This is a genomic window from Streptomyces sp. MBT53, assembly GCF_016654115.1.
GTDB lineage: Bacteria > Actinomycetota > Actinomycetes > Streptomycetales > Streptomycetaceae > Streptomyces.
In genome coordinates, this window is record NZ_JAEQAZ010000001.1 from 140,340 (window position 1) to 158,687 (window position 18,348).

Annotated in this window: 19 protein-coding genes; 16 read left to right on the forward strand and 3 right to left on the reverse strand. The window is 69.4% G+C overall.

Features of this window, described 5'->3' with window-relative positions:
• The first annotated feature begins 22 nt into the window (after window positions 1-22).
• The 11 genes from JHN45_RS00655 to JHN45_RS00705 all read left to right on the forward strand — a co-directional run bounded on the left by JHN45_RS00655 (window position 23) and on the right by JHN45_RS00705 (window position 9,598).
• The gene (locus JHN45_RS00655) at window positions 23-1,387 is read left to right on the forward strand and encodes an ABC transporter substrate-binding protein (RefSeq protein WP_200711200.1); all 1,365 of its coding nucleotides are present in this window, start codon (window positions 23-25) and stop codon (window positions 1,385-1,387) included.
• Window positions 1,388-1,446: 59 nt separating this feature from the next.
• Window positions 1,447-1,641, forward strand: coding sequence for a ferredoxin (locus JHN45_RS00660; protein WP_200711201.1), 195 nt, complete (start codon window positions 1,447-1,449; stop codon window positions 1,639-1,641).
• 35 nt (window positions 1,642-1,676) lie between these two features.
• Window positions 1,677-3,053 (forward strand): cytochrome P450, encoded by a 1,377-nt coding sequence (locus JHN45_RS00665; protein ID WP_201047549.1) that lies wholly within the window; start codon window positions 1,677-1,679, stop codon window positions 3,051-3,053.
• A complete protein-coding gene (locus JHN45_RS00670; RefSeq protein WP_200711203.1) occupies window positions 3,050-4,711 on the forward strand; it encodes an OB-fold domain-containing protein in 1,662 nt (553 codons plus the stop codon). Before JHN45_RS00665 ends, JHN45_RS00670 begins: the two co-directional genes overlap by 4 nt.
• A complete protein-coding gene (locus JHN45_RS00675; RefSeq protein WP_201047550.1) occupies window positions 4,708-5,625 on the forward strand; it encodes an alpha/beta hydrolase in 918 nt (305 codons plus the stop codon). Before JHN45_RS00670 ends, JHN45_RS00675 begins: the two co-directional genes overlap by 4 nt.
• Entirely contained in the window at window positions 5,622-6,188 is a 567-nt protein-coding gene (locus JHN45_RS00680; RefSeq protein ID WP_200711205.1) for a DoxX family protein, read from the forward strand. Before JHN45_RS00675 ends, JHN45_RS00680 begins: the two co-directional genes overlap by 4 nt.
• Window positions 6,188-7,039, forward strand: a complete 852-nt coding sequence (locus tag JHN45_RS00685; protein WP_201047551.1) for an NAD(P)-dependent oxidoreductase — start codon at window positions 6,188-6,190, stop codon at window positions 7,037-7,039. The genes JHN45_RS00680 and JHN45_RS00685 overlap by 1 nt, the downstream gene beginning before the upstream one ends.
• A gap of 70 nt (window positions 7,040-7,109) precedes the next feature.
• A complete protein-coding gene (locus tag JHN45_RS00690) occupies window positions 7,110-8,405 on the forward strand; it encodes a cytochrome P450 (RefSeq protein ID WP_201047552.1) in 1,296 nt (431 codons plus the stop codon).
• A complete protein-coding gene (locus JHN45_RS00695; RefSeq protein WP_200711208.1) occupies window positions 8,402-8,590 on the forward strand; it encodes a ferredoxin in 189 nt (62 codons plus the stop codon). The genes JHN45_RS00690 and JHN45_RS00695 overlap by 4 nt, the downstream gene beginning before the upstream one ends.
• A 30-nt stretch (window positions 8,591-8,620) precedes the next feature.
• On the forward strand, window positions 8,621-8,932 hold the full coding sequence (locus JHN45_RS00700) for a DUF1330 domain-containing protein (protein WP_201047553.1): 312 nt from the start codon (window positions 8,621-8,623) through the stop codon (window positions 8,930-8,932).
• Window positions 8,933-9,025: 93 nt separating this feature from the next.
• Complete coding sequence (locus JHN45_RS00705) at window positions 9,026-9,598, forward strand: TetR/AcrR family transcriptional regulator (protein ID WP_201047554.1); 573 nt, start codon at window positions 9,026-9,028, stop codon at window positions 9,596-9,598.
• Here the strand turns inward: JHN45_RS00705 and JHN45_RS00710 are convergent.
• The 3 genes from JHN45_RS00710 to JHN45_RS00720 are packed head-to-tail and all read right to left on the reverse strand — an operon-like array spanning window position 9,564 to window position 12,092.
• The gene (locus tag JHN45_RS00710) at window positions 9,564-10,361 is read right to left on the reverse strand and encodes an alpha/beta hydrolase fold domain-containing protein (RefSeq protein WP_307783012.1); all 798 of its coding nucleotides are present in this window, start codon (window positions 10,359-10,361) and stop codon (window positions 9,564-9,566) included. The genes JHN45_RS00705 and JHN45_RS00710 overlap by 35 nt on opposite strands.
• Window positions 10,354-11,073, reverse strand: coding sequence for an enoyl-CoA hydratase/isomerase family protein (locus tag JHN45_RS00715; RefSeq protein WP_200711211.1), 720 nt, complete (start codon window positions 11,071-11,073; stop codon window positions 10,354-10,356). The genes JHN45_RS00710 and JHN45_RS00715 overlap by 8 nt, the downstream gene beginning before the upstream one ends.
• A 5-nt stretch (window positions 11,074-11,078) precedes the next feature.
• Window positions 11,079-12,092, reverse strand: a complete 1,014-nt coding sequence (locus tag JHN45_RS00720) for a ferredoxin--NADP reductase (RefSeq protein ID WP_201047555.1) — start codon at window positions 12,090-12,092, stop codon at window positions 11,079-11,081.
• A 64-nt stretch (window positions 12,093-12,156) separates the two neighbouring features.
• On the opposite strand from JHN45_RS00720, the gene JHN45_RS00725 reads away from it, so the two are divergent.
• Genes JHN45_RS00725 through JHN45_RS00745 form a run of 5 tightly spaced genes read left to right on the forward strand, consistent with a single transcriptional unit; the run spans window position 12,157 to window position 18,329 of the window.
• Window positions 12,157-13,695, forward strand: coding sequence for an AMP-binding protein (locus tag JHN45_RS00725; RefSeq protein WP_201047556.1), 1,539 nt, complete (start codon window positions 12,157-12,159; stop codon window positions 13,693-13,695).
• 35 nt (window positions 13,696-13,730) lie between these two features.
• Window positions 13,731-14,909, forward strand: coding sequence for an amidohydrolase family protein (locus tag JHN45_RS00730; RefSeq protein ID WP_201047557.1), 1,179 nt, complete (start codon window positions 13,731-13,733; stop codon window positions 14,907-14,909).
• Window positions 14,906-16,333 carry a FadD3 family acyl-CoA ligase gene (locus JHN45_RS00735; protein WP_200711214.1) on the forward strand — a complete coding sequence of 476 codons (1,428 nt, stop codon included), beginning with the start codon at window positions 14,906-14,908 and terminating at the stop codon, window positions 16,331-16,333. Before JHN45_RS00730 ends, JHN45_RS00735 begins: the two co-directional genes overlap by 4 nt.
• Window positions 16,330-17,931 (forward strand): methylmalonyl-CoA mutase family protein, encoded by a 1,602-nt coding sequence (locus JHN45_RS00740; protein ID WP_201047558.1) that lies wholly within the window; start codon window positions 16,330-16,332, stop codon window positions 17,929-17,931. Before JHN45_RS00735 ends, JHN45_RS00740 begins: the two co-directional genes overlap by 4 nt.
• On the forward strand, window positions 17,931-18,329 hold the full coding sequence (locus JHN45_RS00745) for a cobalamin B12-binding domain-containing protein (protein ID WP_200711216.1): 399 nt from the start codon (window positions 17,931-17,933) through the stop codon (window positions 18,327-18,329). Before JHN45_RS00740 ends, JHN45_RS00745 begins: the two co-directional genes overlap by 1 nt.
• Window positions 18,330-18,348 lie beyond the last annotated feature (19 nt).

The following is an 18,348-nucleotide window of genomic DNA, read 5'->3' on the forward strand; positions in this document are numbered from 1 at the left end:
ACATTCTCAACGAGGAGAACCGATGAGACGCTTGCTCATCCCCGCACTGGTCCTGGCCCTCGCGGCCGCGGCCGGATGTTCCGGCCGCACCAAGTCCGCGGACACCACCAGCCCTTCGACCACCGGAGCCGCCGACACGGCGACCGCGGACTTCGGCACGCTGAAGTCCGTCTGCGGCAAGGGCACGGCCAAGACCGTCAGCAGCCAGGGCGTCACCAGCTCCGAGATAAAGGTCGGCGTCTTCAGCGACGTCGGGTTCACCAAGAACCCGGAGTTCGTGAACGCGGCGAAGGTCTTCACCTCCTGGTGCAACGCGGCCGGCGGCATCAACGGCCGCAAGATCACACCCGAGACGCACGACTCCGCGCTCATGCAGGTCAACCAGAAGATGATCGAGGCCTGCCGCACCGACTTCTTCGAGGTGGGCGGCGGCGCCGCCCTCGACGGCCTGGGCGTCAAGACCCGGCTGAAGTGCCTGCTCCCCGAGTTCCCGGCGCAGGTCACCTCCGAGATCGGCGCGGACCTCCAGGTCATGGCCATGGGAGCCTCGACGGGCTATTCGCCCTACGCCGGTTACTTCTCCTGGCTGCTCAAGGAGGCGTACCCGTCGTCCGCGAGCGGCGTCGGCATCATCACCGGAGACGTGCCCATCACCAAGCTCCTCGCGGGCCAGGACAAGGAAGTCCTCACCGCGATGGGCGGCAAGGTCACCTACTCCGACCTCTACCCCGCGCAGGGTGTCTCCGACTGGACGCCGTACGCCCAGTCCATCAAGACGAAGAAGGTCAAGGGACTCGTCTTCCTGGGGGACTTCACCCAGCTGGCGAAGCTGGAGCAGGCGCTCACCAACATCGACTACAAGCTCGACTGGATCGACGCGAACAGCAACGCCTACGGCCCCGCCTTCGTCAAGCTGGCCGGTCCCGCGCTCGGCACGCAGACCAACTTCGCCTCCATCAACGGATACCCGCTGGAGAAGGCCGACGACAACCCGGCGACGAAGGAGATGGTCGCCCTGTTCAAGAAGTACGCGCCCGACGCGCAGCTCACCCTGCCCGCCATGCAGGCCTTCTCCAGCTGGCTGCTGTTCGCCACCTCGGCCCGCGACTGCGCCGAGCTGACCCGCAGCTGTGTCCTTGAGAACGCCCAGAAGCAGACCGACTGGACCGGGGGCGGGCTCCACGCCTCGGTCAATCTCTCCTCGCCCGACGAGCCCCTGAAGTGCTTCAACGTCGAGAAGGCCACCAGCAGCGGCTGGGTCCCGGCCGACTTCAAGCCCACCGAGGGCGTCTACCGCTGCGACGCGCCCGCCTACAAGTTCAAGGGCAACTACGGCAAGCCGCCGACCCTGGCGGACGTCGGCAAGTCGCTCGCCGACCTCAAGTAGCCAGCACGGCGCGCCACTTGTGGCGCGCCACCCACCGACCGCGGCAGGAAGGAAGGACCGTGAAGGTACGAGTCGACCCGGAGCGCTGTCAGGGCCACACGCTCTGCGCGATGCGCGCTCCGGACACCTTCGAACTCAGCGAGATCGACGGGCACTCCTCGGTCGTCGAGGAAGAAGTCCCCGCCGACCAGGAGGAGGCCGTCCGTGAGGCGGTCCTGTCCTGCCCGGAACGGGCGATCTCCCTCATCTCCTGACCCCACCTCAGCCACCGAGCGGGAGAGGACTCCGCATGACCACGGAAGAAGCGGCCGTCGACGACGACGGTGGCCGCAAGCACCACCTGGTGCACTTCGACCGGCACACCCCCGACTACCGCGACCGGTTCGAGGACATCACCCACGAACTGCACGGGCAGTGCCCGATCGCCTGGACGGAGGCCCACGGCGGCCACTGGGTCGCCAGCGGCAACCGCGAGGTGTTCGAACTCGCGCGGTCCGCCGAGTTCCTCTCCAACGACCATGACGTGAAGGGGGAGCGGCGCGGATACAACGGGATCTCCATCCCCGCGCCACCCCCTGAGCGGAAGGGCCGGGGCGGCTTCCTGGAGATGGACCCGCCGGACCAACGGCACTACCGGCAGACCCTCAACCCGTATCTGTCGCCGGCCGCGATCCAGCGCTGGATCCCGTTCGTCGACGAGGTCGTCCGCGCCAGCATCGACGAGAAGATCGAGTCCGGATACATCGACTTCGTCGACGACCTCGCCAACATCGTCCCCGCCGTGCTCACCCTGGCGATGATGGGCATCCCGCTGGAGCACTGGACGATCTACAACGAACCGGCCCACGCCTCCGTCTACACACCCCCCAACTCGCCGGACATGCCACGGGTGTTGGACCTGAGCCGCAAGATGGGCATGGATCTCATGGCCCAGCTCGCGGAGATCCGGAAGAACCCCCGCCCGGGCCTGGTGGACGCGCTGGTCCGCGCCGACATCAACGGCCGCAACCCCGACGACGGCGAACTCCTCGGCGTGTGCGCCCTGTTGATCGGCGGCGGCTTCGACACCACGACCGCGCTCACCGCCCACTCCCTCGAATGGCTCTCCCAACACCCGGAGGAACGCTCCCGGTTGAGCCGCGACCGCAAGATCCTGCTGGACTCCGCCACTGAGGAGTTCCTGCGCTTCTACACCCCGGCACCCGGAGACGGCCGCACCATCACCGCCGACTGCGAGATCGCCGGCACCCAGTTCAAGGAGGGCGAACGCCTCTGGCTCTCCTGGGCGATGGCCAACCGGGATCCGTCGGTCTTCCCCGACCCGGACCGCATCGACATGGAACGCAAGGGCAACCGCCACAGCAGCTTCGGCCTCGGCATCCACCGCTGCATCGGCTCCAACGTGGCCCGCACCGTGTTCAAGCGGATGGTGACCGCCGTACTCGACCGCATGCCCGACTACGAGTGCGACCCCGAAGGCGCCGTGCACTACGAGACCATCGGCGTCATCCAGGGCATGCGCCACCTCCCCGCGACCTTCACCCCGGGCAAGCGGCTGGGCATCGGACTCGACGAGACCCTCGCCGAACTCCAGAAGCTCTGCGACGAACAACGGCTCGCCGAGCCCGTCACCGTCCGCAAGTCCACGGCACGGATCGACACATGACGGACAGTCAACGCCCCGGTCCGGTGGTCACGGAGGAGAACGAGTTCTTCTGGACCTCCGGCGCGGACGGCCGGCTGCGGCTGACGGAGTGCGGGTCCTGCCAGGCCCTCATCCACCCGCCGCAGCCGGTCTGCCGGTACTGCCACGGCCACGACATGGGCGTCCGCGCGGTCTCCGGCCGTGCGACGCTGATCGGCTTCACGGTCAACCACCGCTTCGCCCTGCCCGGCCTGCCCGCGCCCTACGTCGTGGCCCAGGTCGCCCTGGAGGAGGACCCCCGCGTCCGCCTCACCACCAACGCCGTCCAGTGCACCCCGGACGAGCTGGAGTTGGGCATGCGGATGGAGGTCGTCTTCGAACAGGTCGAGGACGCCTGGCTGCCCCTGTTCCGCCCGGCACCCGAACGCCCGGCCCCCGACCCGCTGCCGCTCGCCGAGGTGGACACCCGCCAACTCGCCCGCCGCGTACGGCCGATGGTCTCGACCGACAAGTTCGAGGACAAGGTCGCGATCACCGGCATCGGCATGTCGGGGATCGGCCGCCGCCTCCTGGTCCCACCGGTGTCCCTGACCGTCCAGGCCTGCCAACAGGCCATCGCCGACGCCGGGTTGACCGTCGACGACATCGACGGACTGGCCACCTACCCGGGCGCAGGCACCGCGTACGGCGGCTTCGGCGAAGGCGGGATCACCGCCCTGGAATCCGCCCTCGGCCTCGAACCCACCTGGTACAACGGCGGCAGCGAGACCTTCGGCCCCTGCGGCTCGCTCATCTCCGCGATGCTCGCCGTCGCGGGCGGACTCGCCCGGCACGTCCTGTGCTTCCGCACGGTCTGGGAGGCGTCGTACGGCGAACTCGTGCGCCGCGGCCGGATCGCGCAGGACCCGCCGCGCAAACTCGACGGCTGGATGAAGCCGTTCGGAGCGACCTCGGCCGCGCACACCCTCGCCCAGAACGCCCAACGCCACTTCCACCGCTACGGCACCACCCGCGAGACCCTCGGCTGGATCGCCCTCAACCAGCGGGCCAACGCGGCACTCAACCCCACGGCGGTCTACCGCGACCCGCTCACCATGGACGACTATCTCAACGCCCGCCCGATCACCACCCCGTTCGGCCTCTACGACTGCGATGTCCCCTGCGACGGAGCGGTCGCCGTGATCGTGTCGGCCGTGGACGCGGCCCGGGACCTCGCCCAACCCCCCGTCCTGGTCGAGGCGGTGGGCACCCAGATCCTGGAACGCCTGGAATGGGACCAGAGCACACTCACCCACGAACCCCAAGTCCTGGGCCAGTCGGCCCACTTGTGGTCCCGTACCTCGCTGCGCCCCGAGGACGTCGACGTCGCCGAACTCTACGACGGCTTCACCTTCAACTGCCTTTCCTGGCTGGAGGGGTTGGGGTTCTGCGGCATCGGCGAGTCCAAGGACTTCCTGGACGGAGGCAAGAACATCGCACGGGACGGCGTACTGCCGCTGAACACCCACGGCGGACAGCTCTCCCACGGCCGCACCCATGGCATGGGGCTGGTCCACGAGGCCATCACCCAGCTGCGCGGCGCGGCGGGGCCGCGGCAGGTGTCCGGCGCCCGGGTGGCGGTGGCGAGCAGCGGCGGACTCACCCCGAGCGGCGTGATCCTGTTTCGGGCGGACGGATGAACTCAGGTACCACGGAGGTCGTTTCGCGCGTCGTCGACGTCGACGGCATCCCCATGTCCGCGCTGCTGTGCGAGGCCCGCGAACCGCGCGCGGTCCTCGTCGCGCTGCACGGGGGAGCGGTGACCTCCCGCTACTTCGACTACCCCGACCAGCCCCGTCTGTCCCTCCTGCGCACGGCGGCGGCACTCGGCTTCACCACCGTCGCCATCGACCGTCCCGGATACGGGAGTTCGGCTCCGTACGGCGACAGCATGGCTTCCCCCGCGCGACGCGTCGACCTCGCCTACGGAGTGGTGGACCGACTGCTCGCCTCGCGTCCGCGCGGAGCGGGCCTGTTCCTGTGGGCGCACTCGATCGGCTGCGCCCTGGGCGTGCGCATGGCCGGCGACGAACGGCGCAACGACCTTCTCGGTCTGGAGATCGCCGGTACCGGACGCCACCACGCACCCGCCGCCGTCGAGATCCTGGACTTCAGGCGGCGCGACCCGGCCGAGCCGCGACGGCCCGGACCCGGACTGCGCGACCTGCTGTGGGAACCGTCGCACCTGTATCCCGCCGAAGTCGTCGGTGCCGCCCGCATCCAGTCGTCGGGCCCGCCGTACGAAGGCACCGTGGCCCGCCGCTGGCCGCTGGAGTTCGCCGAAGTCGCCGCCCACGTGAGGATTCCCGTGCACTACACGCTCGGCGACCACGAACGCGTGTGGAGTTCCGGGCCGGAGGCCATGGCCGACATCGCGGGCCTGTTCACCGCCTCCCCGCGGGTCGTCACCGACGAACAGGCCGACAGCGGCCACAACTTGAGCATCGGGCGCACCGCGACCGGATACCACCTGAAGATCCTCTCGTTCGTCGAGGAATGTGTTCTCGGCCGGGAGAACGACGGGATCGACCGTCTGCCGAGGAGGGCCGGATGAGCGACGCCGACAACGCGGTACTGCTGCTCGTACGAGTGGTCGTAGGACTGATCATGATCATGCACGGGCTGAATCACTGGCGCGGCGGCGGTCGGATCGAGGGCACCGCGCGCTGGTTCACCGGACTCGGCCTGAGACAGGGTGTGCTGCAGGCCTGGATGAGTGTGCTCACGGAGGTCGGAGCGGGCATCCTGCTCGTTCTCGGACTGCTCACACCACTGGCCTGCGCCGCCGTGATCTCCGTGATGCTGGTCGCGGGACTGCTCGCCCACCGGCCCAACGGGTTCTTCGTCTTCAAGGACGGCTACGAGTACGTCCTCACCCTCGCCGTCGTCGCCCTGGCCCTCGCGGTGCTGGGCCCCGGCCGCTGGTCCCTCGACCACGCTGCGGGCATCGACCCGACCGGCTGGACCGGCGGCGCGATCGCGCTCGGCGCGGCCGTGGCGGCGACCGGGGGACTGCTGGGCACGTTCTGGCGACCGGAGCCCAAGACGGAAGCGGAGCCCGCCGCGGAAGCGGTGGCCGAGAACACCCCCGAGCAAGTCGACCAGGAGGCCCGCTGATGCGCGTCGGATTCATCGGGCTGGGCAGTCAGGGCGCACCCATGGCCCGCCGGATCGTCGAGGCGGGCTTCGAGACCACGCTCTGGGCGCGTCGCCCGGCCACCCTCGCCGCGTTCGCGGACACCGCCGCCCGGCGGGCCGCGTCCCCCGTCGAACTGGCCGCGGCCAGCGACCTGGTGTGCGTCTGTGTCGTCGACGACGCCGACGTCGAGCAGGTCGTCACCGGCGAACAGGGCGTGCTCACCGGCCTGCGCCGGGGCGGAGTCATCGCCGTGCACAGCACCATCCATCCCGACACCGTCCGGCGGCTGGCCGAACAGGCCAAGGTGCACGGCGTGTCCGTGGTCGACGCACCGGTCAGCGGCGGCGGACGAGCCGCCGCGCAGGGCCGGCTGCTGGTGATGACAGGCGGCGAGTCCGGCACCGTCGCCTACTGCCGCAAGGTGTTCGAGACCTTCGGCGACCCCGTGCTGCACATGGGTCCGCTCGGCTCGGGACAGATCGCCAAACTTCTCAACAACCTATTGTTCACTGCCAACTTGGCGACCGCGGCCGATACGCTGGCGCTGGCACCGGAGTTCGGCATCGACCGCGGTGCTCTAGCCGCTGCCGTGCTCCACGGCAGCGGAGCGAGCTTCGCCCTCGACCGCGTGAAGTCCGCCGGCGGCACACTCGACCCCCTCGCGGACCGCGCGGGACCGCTGCTCCGCAAGGACGTGAGACTGCTGGCCGGCCTCGCCGAGACGGCGCACGTCACGGCGGGCACCGCACTCGCGGCGGCCGACGCGGCCCTCGACCGCATGGGCCAAGGGCGCCTGGCGGCATCCCCAACCCCCGCTCCACGAAAGTGAAAACGAGCTTCTCGCCAGTGGAGAAGATTGATATCGTCGCTCGTCGTCAGACTGGTGACGGAAGGGAACCGTGCACACCGTGAAGGACTTCGAGGCGATCGACTTCTTCCAGGACGACGAGGTCGTCGCGGATCCGTACCCCTACTTGGCGGCCCTGCGCGGGAAATGCCCGGTGCAGCGCGAGAGCCACCACGACGTGACGATGGTGACGGGATACGACGAGGCGATCCAGGTCCTCAACGACGCCGACACCTACTCGTCCTGCCTCTCGGTGACCGGCCCCTTCCCCGGGTTCCCGGTTCCGCTGGACGGCGACGTCGACGTCAGCGCGCTGATCGAGCAGTACCGCGACCAGCTCCCGTTCAGCGACCAGCTGCCGACGCTGGACGCGCCGCTGCACACGGACCACCGCGGACTGCTGATGCGGCTGATCACCCCGCGCCGCCTCAAGGAGAACGAGGCGTCGATGTGGCACCTCGCCGACGCCCAGCTCGACGCGTATCTCGCGGCCGGCGAGGGCGATTTCATCAGCGGGTTCGCCGGCCCCTTCACCCTGCGGGTCATCGCCGACCTGCTCGGTGTGCCCGACGAGGACCGCAACTCGTTCGTGGAGGGCCTCGAACACCAGCCGCGGGGAGGCATCGGGAGCACCGACGGCGCAGTCGCGCACTCACCGCTGGAATACCTGTACGAGCAGTTCTCGGCCTATGTCGAGGAGCGCCGCCGCGAACCCCGCGAGGACGTGATCACGGGCCTCGCCACCGCGAAGTTCCCCGACGGCTCGACCCCCGACGTCGCCGACGTGGCCCGCGTCGCCACCAACCTCTTCGCAGCCGGCCAGGAGACCACCGTCCGGCTGCTGAGCAACGCCCTCAAGCTGATCGCCGAAGACCCCGATCTGCAGCACCTGCTGCGCACCGAGCGCGATCGCATCCCGAACTTCATCGAGGAGACGCTGCGCACGGAGAGCCCGATCAAGGGCGACTTCCGGCTGTCGCGCGCGGCGTCCACGGTGGGCGGCGTCGACATCCCCGCCGGCACCACCCTCATGGTCCTCAACGGCGCCGCCAACCGCGACCCGCGCCACTTCGAGGACCCCGAGACCTTCGACCCGGCCCGCGCCAACGCCCGCCACCACCTCGCCTTCGGCCGCGGCCCGCACACCTGCCCCGGTGCCCCGCTGGCCCGCGCCGAGGCCCGGGTGGGCATCGAGCGCATCCTCGACCGTACGACGGACATCAGGATCTCGGAGAGCGCGCACGGCCCCGCCGACGCGCGGAACTACCGTTACCTGCCGACGTACATCCTGCGCGGCCTCACCCATCTGAACCTGGAGTTCACGCTCGCCGAGGAGTCCGCCCGATGAAAGCCGTCATCGACACGGACCGCTGCCGGGGCCACGGCATCTGCTGGTCGATCTGCCCCGAGGTCTTCGACCTCACCGACGACGGCTACGCCGAGGTTCTGACCCCGGAAGTCCCCACCGAGTACGAGGCCCAGGTCCGCGAGGCGACCAGCAGCTGCCCCGAGCGCGCCATCACGGTCAACTAGCCTGCACGAGCAGTGAGTTGAGGAGAACGCATGCCCAAGGGGTACGTCATCCTGACCGAGTCCATCAAGGACCCGGCCGGAATGGACGCCTACAGCCGTGCCGCCGGACCGTCGATCGCACAGGGCGGCGCGTCCGTCCTCGCGGCCGACGGCCGGCCGCAGCTCCTCGAGGGCGAGTGGCACGGCGACCGGACCGTCGTTCTCGAATTCGATTCGGTGGAGGCGGCACGCGCCTGGTACGACTCGGAGGCGTACGGGCGCGCGAAGCCCCTGCGGCAGGCCGCCGCCGACACCAACGCCGTGATCGTCTCCGGCTTCGACCTGCCGCCCCGGGGCGCATGACGGGCAAGGGATCGGCAATGGCCGGAAGGGTCGCCCTATCGCCACGGCAACCGTAGTGTCACATCGGTGTTGCCGCGGTGAAAGGGGTCCCCAATGACGTCGGCCCGATACGAGGAGATCCTTGCCGCCGCGCTGGCGGTGTTCGCCGAGCGCGGCTACAAGAAGGCGTCCATCGACGCCGTGGCGGAGCGTGCCGGTCTGACCAGACAGGGCGTCCTGCACTACTTCCCCAGCAAGAAACGGCTGCTCCTGGCCCTCGTCCAGCTCCGCGAGGACCTGGCCCGCGAACACCTGGCCGCCCTCCAGGCCGACCCCGGTGAGGACCTCCCGGGGCTGCTCGCCGAGGTCATCACCTACGACCACAAGAACCCCGGTCTCGCCCAGATCCACAGCGTTCTCGTGGCCGAGGGCGTCACCGGCAGCGACGAGGCACTGCGCTTCTGCCACGACTACTACCGCGCGATCCAGGAGCACACCGTCGAGCACCTCACCGCGCTCTACGGCGACCGCGTACCCAGCGGTCTGACCCCGCGAGCGGCCGCCACCGCCGTGGTGGCGATGCTCGACGGGGTCCAGCAGCAGTGGATGCTCGACGAGGAGCAGACCGACTATCCCGAGATCATCCGCGAGGTCATGGGCGTGCTGCTCGGGCCCACGCCTGTATGAAATCGGCCATCGCCGTCACGCTCTCCGGATGCAGACTCACCGCGTCCGGCCGTACCCGGAGATCCACCGTGACACCGGAGCGGGCCGCGCGGGCGGCGAACGACAGCGAGTCGTCCAGCAGCGGATCGGTCCCCGCCACCAGGAGTTGGATCGGCGGCAGTCCGTGCAGGTTGGCGTGCAGCGGACTGAGCAGCGGGTTGGTCCGGTCGGCGCCGGCCGCGAACCGGGCCGCGTGCAGCCGGAGTTCGTCGATGTCGAAGCCCGGATCGGCCGCCGCGTTGAACAGCAGACTCGGCGCGTCCAGCGTCAGATCGAGCAGCGCCGAACTCAGCACCGCGCAGTCCGGCTCCGGCGCTCCCATGTCCCGCAGCCGCACCAGCAGCGAGGCGGCGAGCCCGGCCCCGAGCCGCTCACCGGCCAGCGCCACCGGACCACGGGCCTGGCACGAGCTGTACACGGCGTGCACATCGTCCAGCGCCCCCGGGAACGACGAACGGTAGCGCGGGCACACCACAACCGCCCCCGTGCGCAGGGCGAGTCGCTCCGCGAGGTCGACCGCCGACTCCGGTGAACCCGACAACTGCCGGTCCCCGTGCAGATACAGGATCACCAGATCGCTCGCGTCCGGCGGCCGTACGATCGGCCCGACCGGGCTCGACTCGACCCGCACCCGCCCGTCGCCGGCCCCCGCCCGAGCCGAATGCGCTCGTACGTCGGCCAGGTCCGCGCTCGCTCCGGTCGCCCCAACTCGTGTGTCACCCACGGGACATCACCCTCTCCGCTGCCTGCCAGTGCTCGTCGGACACCCAGAGGCGGGCGAAGGCGCGGGCCGCCTCCTCCTCCGGGACGGCTCCGCTCATCACGCGCTTGATCTCCCGCGCCGGATTGGTCGCCAGCGATCTGGCCAGGGTCCGCCAGCCGTCGGCGAACTCGGCGCGGGGCAGCACCAGATCGAGCAGCCCGACCCGCTGAGCCTCGGCCGCGCCGAGTACGGTCCCGGCCCCGGCGAGCATCAACGCGCGCCCCTTGCCCACGAGTTGGGCAAGTCGCTCGGCGCCGCCCCACGCCGGCATGATGGCCAGCGCCACCTGGTTGAAGCCGATCCTGATGTCGTCGGCGGCGACCCGGATGTCGGCGGCCACCGCGACCTCGGCGCCGCCGCCGAACGCGTGCCCGTTCAACGCGGCGATCACCGGTCCCGGGAAGTCCGCGATGCGATCGCAGATCCCCCGCATCCGCAGGGCCATGGCCATCGCGTCCTCCTCGGTCCGGACCGCACTGAGCTGCTTGAGATCCCCGCCGGAGACGAACGCCCGGTCGCCGGCACCCGTGACGACCAGCGCCTTGGCGCCGGAGGCCGCGTCGAGCGCCTTGTCGAGCTCGTCCATGGTGGCCTGGGCGATGGCGTTGCGGGCATGAGGACGGTCGATGGTGATGACCGCCAGGCCCTCGTCGAGTTCGAGATCTACGTCCATGGGCCTCAGTCCTCGTATACGACAGTGACGTGCGGCGTTCTCGGCTCGCCCTGGCAGGTCAGGACCCAGCCCTCGGCGATCTCGTCCTCGTCGAGCGCGTTGTTGACCCGCATCTTGGCCTCGCCTTCGGTGACTTGGGCGATACAGGTGGCGCAGTTGCCCGCCTCGCAGGAGAACGGCGGGGCCAGACCTGCCCGACGCGCGCTCTCCAGAAACGTCTCGCCGGAACGCTGCGCGAGCGTGTGCCGCCTGCCGGAGAGCACGAGCGTCAGGGTCCCCTCCTGCTCAGGGGTGTCCTCGGGTGGTGGATCGGCGGTCTGCGCGAACCGTTCGACGAAGATCCGCTCAGGGGCGACTCCATGGGCGAGAAGCGCGTTCTCCACCAGCTCCATGAAGGGCGCGGGCCCGCAGAGGTAGAAGTCCGCGTCCGTGTCGCCGCCCGCGAACTCCCGTACCTGGTCCGCCGTGACGAAGCCCTCCCAGTCGTCGAGATGGTGCCGGATCTCGAACCGTCCGGGGTACCGCCGCTCCAACTCGCCCAGTGCGGTGGCGAAGATGACGGCACCCGCGTCCCGGTTGGCCGACAGCACCCGCACCGGGCGCCCGGTGCCGGCCAGCGCGGACTTGGCGAGCGAGAGGACCGGGGTGATCCCGCTGCCCCCGCAGAACGCCACCACCGGAGCGGCGAACTCGTGGGCGGAGCCCGCCTGTTCGTCCTCCCGCAGACAGAACACCCCTGCGGGCAGCGTTGTTTCGACGACATCGCCGGGTGCCAGGTGGTCGTGCATCCAGTTGGACACCAGACCCCCCGGAACCCGCTTCACCGTCGTCATCAACTCGGCGTCCGTCTCCGGCGAACTGGACATCGAGTAACTGCGCAGCGTGCCGCAGGCCTTGATCGTGACGAACTGGCCCGCCCGGTACGGGAAGGGCGCGTCGAGTACGTACGTCCGGGTGTCGGGCGTCTCCTGGATGATCCGGGTGATCCGGACCGGGTGGAACCCGTGGTCTCGTCCCATGTATGGAATTTACCTTCTCGCTCTGAGAGAGTGCAATTCTCAATGACGAGAGGAAGTTCCTGTCGTGCGAACTGTCCCCGCTGAACTGGTCAGGCGCTACGAGGCGGAGGGGTGGTGGACCGGGGAGACGATCGGTGACCTGCTGGCACGGGGGCTGGAGGCCGCCCCGGGCGCCGCGTTCCGCGTGCACTCGGCGGTACGGCCCTGGGAAGGCACCTTCGCCGAGGTCGAACTGACGGCCCGCCGACTGGCCGCAGGACTGAGCGAGTTGGGCGTCGTCCCCGGCGACGTGGTGGCACTCCAACTGCCCAACTGGATGGAGGCCGCCGCCGTCTTCTGGGCCTCGGCGTTCCTCGGCGCGGTCGTGGTGCCGATCGTGCACTTCTACGGTCGCAAGGAAGTCGGCTACATCCTGGACACGGTCGAACCCAAGGTCTTCGTCACCGCCGAACGGTTCGGGCATCTCTCCTACGACCCCGAACTGAGCGCGAAGATCCCGGTGGTCGGCGTCGTCGGGCGGGACTTCGACGACCTGCTCGCCGACGAACCACTGTCCGGCGTCCTGCCCACGGACCCCTCCGGCCCCGCGCTGATCGCCTTCACCTCCGGAACGACCCGCGACCCCAAGGGGGTTGTGCACAGCCACAACACCCTGGGCTTCGAGACCCGCCAACTGGCCGGCCGCTACCCGCCCGACCGCGGCCACCAGCTCACCTCCGCGCCCGTCGGCCACTTCATCGGCATGGTGAACGCCTTCCTGATCCCCGTCCTCGACGGCTCTCCGGTGAACCTCGCCGACACCTGGGACCCGGGCCTCGCCCTGGAGTTGATGGCCCGAGACGGACTCACCGTCGGAGGCGGCGCCGCCTACTACATGACGAGCCTGCTCGACCACCCCGACTTCACGCCCGCCCACCTCACGCGCATGAAGTACGCGGGCCTCGGCGGCGCGGCCGTACCGAACGCGGTGACCAGACGGCTCGCGGACCTCGGCATCACGGTCTTCCGGGCCTACGGCAGCACGGAGCACCCCTCGATCACGGCCTCGGCTCACACCGCACCCGAGGACAAACGCCTCTACACGGACGGAGACGTACTCGACGGGGTGGAGATCCGCCTCGCCGAGGACGGCGAGATCCTCAGCCGCGGCCCCGACCTGTGCCTCGGCTACACCGACGACGCCCTCACCGAGCGCGCCTTCGACGCGGACGGCTGGTACCGCACCGGCGACATCGGCCGTCTCGACGAGGACGGCTACCTCACCATCACCGACCGCAAGGCGGACATCATCATCCGCGGCGGCGAGAACATCGGCGCGCTGGAGGTGGAGGAGGTTCTCCTCGCCCTGCCGGCCGTCGCCGAGGCCGCGGTCGTGGCCGCCCCCGACGCCCGCCTCGGCGAGCACGCGGCAGCCGTCGTACGACTGCGGACCGGCCACCCCGAACCCACCCTCGACGATCTCCGTGCCCACTTCGCCGCGGTGGGTCTGGCCCGGCAGAAGTGGCCGGAGGAACTGCACGTCGTCGAGGACTTCCCGCGTACCGCAAGCGGCAAGGTTCAGAAGTTCGTTCTCCGCAAGGACATTGCCGCCCATCAAGAGTGAGAATATGATTCTCGCAATCTGCGAAGGAGGATCTCATGCCATCGCGTGTGCCGCCGTATCCGCTGTTCGACGCGGACAACCACCTGTACGAGACCGAGGACGCGCTCACCCGGTACCTGCCCAAGCAGTACGCGAGCGCCATCCAGTACGTGCAGGTGAAGGGGCGTACGAAGATCGCCATCCGCGGTCAGATCAGTGACTACATCCCCAACCCCACGTTCGAGGTCGTCGCCCGTCCAGGGGCCTGGGAGGACTACTTCCGCGAGGGCAACCCCGAAGGCAAGTCCCACCGGGAGCTGTTCGGCGAGCCGATGCGGTCGATCCCCGCGTTCCGCGAACCCGCTCCGCGCCTGGCCCTCATGGACGACCTGGGCATCCAGCAGACCCTGATGTTCCCGACCCTCGCCAGCCTGGTCGAGGAACGGATGCGGGACGACCCGGAGCTGATCCACGTCGTCGTGCACGCCCTCAACCAATGGCTGCACGAGACCTGGCAGTTCAACTACAAGAACCGCATCTTCACCACCCCGGTGATCAGCCTGCCGATCCTGGACAAGGCGATCGCCGAACTGGAGTGGTGCCTGGAGCGCGGAGCGCGGGCGATCCTCGTCCGGCCCGCACCCGTCCCCGGCTACGGCGGCTCGCGGTCCTTCGCGCTGCCGGAGTTCGACCCGTTCTGGAAGCGCGTCGAGGAGGCGGGCGTACTGGTCGCCATGCACTCCTCCGACAGCGGCTACTCGCGCTACTCCAGCGACTGGGAGGGCAAGAGCCAGGAGATGACGCCCTTCCAGGCGCAGGTCTTCCGGATGATGTCCGAGTGGCGCCCGGTCACCGACGCGGTCGCGTCCTGGGTCTGCCACGGAGCCCTGTTCCGCTTCCCGGAACTCAAGGTCTCGGTCATCGAGAACGGCTCCTCGTGGCTGCTGCCGCTGCTCGACCAGCTCGCCAGCACCTACAAGAAGCAGCCCAAGGGCTTCCTGGGCGATCCGGTCGAAGAGGTCAGGAACCGTATCCACATCAGCCCGTTCTGGGAGGAGGACATGGCCGCCCTCTCCGAGGTCGTCGGCGTCGAGCGCGTCCTGTTCGGCTCCGACTACCCCCACCCCGAGGGACTGGCCGACCCGGTCTCCTACATCGACGCCATCCAGGGCATGAAACAGGTCGACCAGGCCAAGATCATGGGCGGCAACCTCGCCCGCCTGATCGGCGTATGACCTGGGAGAGCATCCCGCAGATGGTGCTGAGCGCGGCCGACCGCTTCGGTGACGCCGAAGCCGTGGTGGACGGCCCGCTCCGCCTCACGTTCACCGAGCTGGTCGATCGGGTGCGTGTGGCTGCGGGAGCGTTCGCGTCGGCCGGGGTGGAGCAGGGCGACCGGGTCGCGATCTGGGCGCCCAACTCCGCCGAGTGGATCGTCGCCGCCTTCGGTCTCATGACCGCGGGCGGTGTGGTCGTGCCCGTCAACACCCGCTTCAAGGCGGACGAGGCGCACGACATCATCGTCCGCAGCGGGGCGAAGGCCGTTCTCGTCCAGGAGGGCTTCCTCGGCCTGGACTTCAAGGCACCGCCCGGTGTGCCGGTCATCGACCTCAAGTCCGGCTTCCTGGCGAGCGGTTCACCCTTCGAGCGGAAGGTGACCGGCGACCAGGTCAGCGACATCGTCTTCACCTCCGGCACCACCGGCCGGCCCAAGGGCGTCCTGATGACCCACGCCCAGACGCTCCGCCTGTACGCGGAATGGTGCGACCTGGCCGGGGTCAGGGAGGGCGACCGCTATCTGATCGTCAACCCGTTCTTCCACATCTTCGGCTTCAAGGCGGGCATGGTCGCCTCGCTCATCCGCGGCATGACCATCCTCCCTGTGCCCGTCTTCGACGTGGACCACGTCCTCGACCTGGTCGAGCGCGAGAAGGTGACGGTCCTGCCCGGCCCGCCCACGCTCTACCACTCCCTGCTCACCGACCGCGGCTCAAGGGACCTGTCCTCACTGCGAGTTGCGGTCACCGGAGCAGCCGACATCCCCGTCGAACTGATCCGCCGGGTGATGACCGAACTCCCCTTCACCTCGATCATGACCGGCTACGGCCTGACCGAGGCGGGCACCGCCACCGCCACCCGCCCCGGCGACTCCTTCGAGGACATCGCCACCACCGTGGGCACTGCGTGCGACGGCGTCGAGATCCACATCGCCGACGACGGCGAGGTGTTGGTCCGCGGCTACAGCGTCATGCGCGGCTACTTCAACGACCCCGAGGCGACCGCCGAAGCCATCGACGAGGACGGCTGGTTGCACACCGGGGACCTCGGCACGCTCGACGAGCGCGGCTATCTGAGGATCGTCGGCCGCAAGAAGGACATGTTCATCGTCGGCGGCTTCAACGCCTACCCGGCCGAGATCGAGGGCTTCCTGATGGAACACCCGGCGGTCGCCCAGGCCGCCGTGATCGGCGTCCCCGACGAACGGATGGGACAGGTCGGCAAGGCCTTCGTCGTCCTCCGACAGCCGCTGACCGCCGACGAGTTGATCGAGTGGAGCCGGCGCCGGATGGCCGGGTTCAAGGTGCCCCGGTCGGTGGAGTTCCTGACGGAACTGCCGCTGAACGCCACAGGAAAGGTGATGAAGGACCTCCTGCGATGACGCCTCCCACACCGCCCCAGGGCGACGAACCCGTCCGGACCGCGTCCGGCCTGCCCCTCAAACCGGTCTACGGCCCCGACGACGTCAAGGCCGAACCGCCCGCGCCCGGCAACTTCCCCTTCACGCGCGGCAATTACGCCACCGGCTACCGGGGACGGCTGTGGACACTGCGCCAGTACTCCGGCTTCGGCACCGCCGAATCGTCGAACCGCCGCTACCACTACCTCCTCCAACAGGGCGGCACCGGACTCTCGGTGGCGCTCGACCTGCCCACCCAGTGCGGCTACGACTCCGACGACCCCGAAGTCGGCGAGGAGGTGGGCCGGGTCGGCGTCGCCGTCGACACGCTCGCCGACGCCGAAGTCCTCTTCGAGGGCATCCCGTTGGACAGGATCAGCACCAGCTTCACCATCAACGGCACCGCCGCGATCCTGCTCGCCTTCTACGTCGCCGCCGCCGAACGGGCGGGCGTGCCCCGGGCGAAACTCACCGGGACGATCCAGAACGACATCCTCAAGGAGTACGCGTCCAGGGGCACTTGGATCTGGCCGGCCGAGCCGTCCCTCCGGCTCATCGCCGACACCATCGAGTTCTGCGCCGCCGAAGTGCCGCGCTTCAACGCCATCTCGGTCGCCGGCTCGCACTTCCGCGACGCCGGCGCCAACGCCGTACAGGAAATGGCGTTCACCCTCGCGGACGGGGTCACCTACTGCGACACGGTGCTCGCCCGGGGCCGTATGACGATCGATCAGTTCGCCCCGCAGGTCTCCTTCTTCTTCTACACACATGGCGACTTCTTCGAGGAGATCGCCAAGTACCGTGCCGGACGCAGGCGTTGGGCGACCATCGTGCGCGAGCGGTACGGCGCGGACAGCGACAAGGCGGCCATGTTCCGCTTCGGCTGCGTCGCCGGAGGGGCCTCGCTCTACGCACCCCAGGCCCAGAACAACACGGTCCGCGTGGCCTACGAGGCACTCGCCTCGGTCCTCGGCGGGGTCCAGTCCATGTTCACGGCCGCCTGGGACGAACCGTTCGCCCTGCCCAGCGAGGAGTCGGCGACGCTCGCGCTGCGCACGCAGCAGATCCTCGCCCACGAGACGGGCGTTGCCAGGGTCGCGGACCCGCTCGGCGGCTCGTACTTCGTGGAGGCGCTCACCGACGCCACCGAGGAACGCATCGTCGAGATCATGGAGGATCTGGAGCGCTACGGCGGCATGGTCCGGGCCATCGAGGACGGCTATCTGCAGACCCTCATCGCCGACGAGGCCTACCAGCTGCACCGCGAGGTGGAGGCCGGCACCCGTCCTGTCGTCGGAGTCAACCGTTTCGTCTCCGACGAGCCGCCGCCCGACCTCGCCACGTACGAACTGGACGCGGAGGGCCGTGACCGGCAGCTGAAACGGCTCGCCGACGTCAAGGCCACCCGAGACGCAGCACTCGTACGGCAACGCCTCGCCGAACTGGCCCGCGCCGCGGAAGGTACCGACAACCTCATGCCCATCCTGGTCGACTGCGCCAACGCCTACTGCACGGTCGGCGAGATGGTGGCCGCGCTCAAGGCGGTCTGGGGCGAGTTCCAGCAGCCGGTGGTGTTCTGATGAACTCCCGTGTACTGGTGGCCAAACCGGGGCTCGACGGACACGACCGCGGAGCCAAGATCGTCGCGCGGACCCTGCGCGACGCGGGCTTCGAAGTCATCTTCACCGGGATCCGGCAGCGCGTCGACGACATCGTGGCCGTCGCCGTCCAGGAGGACGTCGCCGTCGTCGGACTCAGCATTCTCTCCGGCGCACATCTCGCTCTCACCACCCGCGTGATCGAGGCGCTGCGCGCCACGGGCGCCGAGGACATCGCCGTCGTGGTGGGCGGCACCATCCCGCCCGCCGACGTACCGAAACTGCTCTCGGCCGGAGCCGCCGCGGTCTTCCCCACGGGCACACCGCTCGACGCCCTCGTCACCGAGATGCGCGCCCTGACATCCGTCACCTCGCCATGACCCGGCGGCAACCCGAAAA

Bases quoted from the DNA above. Each gene is read 5' to 3' on its own strand.
- JHN45_RS00720 (WP_201047555.1), bottom strand. From the start codon at position 12,092: ATGGGACGAGACCACGGGTTCCACCCGGTCCGGATCACCCGGATCATC.
- JHN45_RS00675 (WP_201047550.1), top strand. From the start codon at position 4,708: ATGAACTCAGGTACCACGGAGGTCGTTTCGCGCGTCGTCGACGTCGAC.
- JHN45_RS00740 (WP_201047558.1), top strand. From the start codon at position 16,330: ATGACGCCTCCCACACCGCCCCAGGGCGACGAACCCGTCCGGACCGCG.
- JHN45_RS00700 (WP_201047553.1), top strand. From the start codon at position 8,621: ATGCCCAAGGGGTACGTCATCCTGACCGAGTCCATCAAGGACCCGGCC.
- JHN45_RS00695 (WP_200711208.1), top strand. From the start codon at position 8,402: ATGAAAGCCGTCATCGACACGGACCGCTGCCGGGGCCACGGCATCTGC.
- JHN45_RS00715 (WP_200711211.1), bottom strand. From the start codon at position 11,073: ATGGACGTAGATCTCGAACTCGACGAGGGCCTGGCGGTCATCACCATC.
- JHN45_RS00745 (WP_200711216.1), top strand. From the start codon at position 17,931: ATGAACTCCCGTGTACTGGTGGCCAAACCGGGGCTCGACGGACACGAC.
- JHN45_RS00670 (WP_200711203.1), top strand. From the start codon at position 3,050: ATGACGGACAGTCAACGCCCCGGTCCGGTGGTCACGGAGGAGAACGAG.
- JHN45_RS00680 (WP_200711205.1), top strand. From the start codon at position 5,622: ATGAGCGACGCCGACAACGCGGTACTGCTGCTCGTACGAGTGGTCGTA.
- JHN45_RS00685 (WP_201047551.1), top strand. From the start codon at position 6,188: ATGCGCGTCGGATTCATCGGGCTGGGCAGTCAGGGCGCACCCATGGCC.
- JHN45_RS00665 (WP_201047549.1), top strand. From the start codon at position 1,677: ATGACCACGGAAGAAGCGGCCGTCGACGACGACGGTGGCCGCAAGCAC.
- JHN45_RS00655 (WP_200711200.1), top strand. From the start codon at position 23: ATGAGACGCTTGCTCATCCCCGCACTGGTCCTGGCCCTCGCGGCCGCG.
- JHN45_RS00735 (WP_200711214.1), top strand. From the start codon at position 14,906: ATGACCTGGGAGAGCATCCCGCAGATGGTGCTGAGCGCGGCCGACCGC.
- JHN45_RS00705 (WP_201047554.1), top strand. From the start codon at position 9,026: ATGACGTCGGCCCGATACGAGGAGATCCTTGCCGCCGCGCTGGCGGTG.
- JHN45_RS00730 (WP_201047557.1), top strand. From the start codon at position 13,731: ATGCCATCGCGTGTGCCGCCGTATCCGCTGTTCGACGCGGACAACCAC.